This is a genomic window from Streptomyces sp. NPDC048504, from assembly GCF_043200035.1.
In the GTDB taxonomy this organism is placed as follows: Bacteria; Actinomycetota; Actinomycetes; order Streptomycetales; family Streptomycetaceae; genus Streptomyces.
Window position 1 is genome coordinate 1 of the sequence record NZ_JBICXA010000047.1, and the last position, 1,834, is coordinate 1,834.

The following is a 1,834-nucleotide window of genomic DNA, read 5'->3' on the forward strand; positions in this document are numbered from 1 at the left end:
AGACACCTCACGATGCCAACGCGTCAAGCTGCGGCAGCAAGCTCGGTGGGGAAGGCGGTCTGTTCGTCGAACAGCTTGCGGTGCTGGAGACAGTGGTAGAGCTGGCCGATCATGCGGTTGAAGAGATTCCGTTGAGCGGCCGCGTGCCAGTCACCGTGCTCGCGTCGTCGACGGTAGTGGGCGTCGGCTCCCGGCGAGTTTCGCAGGGACGCGAAGGCCCAGAGGTAGCCGGCGTGGTTGAGGCGGTCGTTCTTCACCCACCGCCGAGTGATCGACGCCTTCTTGCCGGACGCTCTGGTGATGGGCGAGGAGCCCGCGTACGCCTTCAGGCCGCGGGCGTCCGCGAAGCGGGTGGGGTCGTCCCCGATCTCAGCGAGGATCCGGGCGGCGAGCTGGATACCGAGCCCGGGGAAGCTCAGCAGGATCTCAGCGTCCGGGTGCTGAGGGAATGCCTCCTCCACTGCCTCGGCGAGCTGGTCGGCAGCGGTGCACGCTGCCTCCAACTGGATGAGGAGGGCGAGCATTTGCTTGCCGAGGGCCTTCTCGATCATTGCTGGCTGATGGGCCCATTCGGCGCGGAAGACGCCACGCACTCGGTCGGCCTCGGCCTCGATGCCCCGCTTGCGGCCTGCACGTTTGAGGGCGGCCTGGAACTGAGGGCGGGTCAGCCGCGCCGCCTGGGTCGGGGTCGGTGCGGACTTGAGGAGTTCGCGGGCCTCTGGCCGGCACAGGCCGTTGGTCCAGGTGGCGAAGGCGTCCAGGGCGGCCGGGTAGTACTCGCGCAGCAGGGAGCGGAGCTGGTTGGCGAGCTGCTGCCTGTTCCAGAGGGAGTCCTGCTGGGCGCGGGCGAGGACGGCGATGGCGCGGCCGAGGTCGGAGTCGTCCGGCAGGGGCCGGTGGGCGTGCATGTCGGTGCGCAGGATGTTCGCCAGCACGAGGGCATCGCCGGGGTCAGACTTCTTGCGGGAGACCGAGTGGCGGTCTCGGTAGCGGGCGGCGGCCAGCGGGTTGATCGCGAACACCTGCCGTTTCCCGGTCCGCAGCACCGCGACCAGCAGACCTCGGGAGGTCTCGATCGCCACCGGGATCGGATTCTCCTCGCTGTCGCCGTGCTCGGCGAGAAGTTCCAGCAGCAGCTTGTAGCCTGCCGCGTCGTCGGTGATGTGCCGCTTGGCCAGTAGAGCGCCGGTGTCGTCCACCAGAGCGACGTCGTGGGTGCGCTCAGCCCAGTCGATTCCACAGTAGATCAAGGGATTCCTCCTAAACGTGCCGGTACTTGCGCTGGTCACGAGCGCATGCGGGCCACGCGAGCGACCTAATCCCAGGCATCAACCGCGAAGCGGGTGTGCCTCCACCTCACTAGCCGTTCGTGGCACCAGCGCGCCCCACGGGCCTCGGTCTGAGCGAGAGCTAAGACGGCTCGGGCGTACCAAGAGGTCACCGTGCGGCGGGCTCGCACCACCATCACCAACGAGGGATTGCGCGACAGGTGTTGACGCTCGACGGTGCTGGGGGCACCGCTCTGCAGTTGGGCGTCGAGCGCCGGGGGAAATTCAGGCATCCGCCCAGCACCGACGAACACCAACATCCGTCGACGGTGATGACGGCCCTGCCGCACTGCACGTTGTCGCTCTGCCTTGAGGCATCACATGCCAGGGCCTCTTGGGGCATCCGCGCAGTGGCCACATGACCGCCACCACCATGAGCACCAGGACCGCGCACGCTGTCTAAAGCGAGGCATTGCCCGCCTGGCAGCCACGAGGAGTCGCGGTCCAGCACTCGAACGCCCCCAGGAACTACCGCTCCCTCGGAACGCCCTCAACAAGGGATTAGG

Annotated in this window: 1 protein-coding gene; it reads right to left on the reverse strand. The window is 67.7% G+C overall.

What is annotated here, in order from left to right; translation table 11 throughout:
- Positions 1-23: 23 nt before the first annotated feature.
- Entirely contained in the window at positions 24-1,250 is a 1,227-nt protein-coding gene (locus ACGFY9_RS48870) for an IS110 family transposase (protein ID WP_393765664.1), read from the reverse strand.
- Positions 1,251-1,834: the final 584 nt, after the last annotated feature.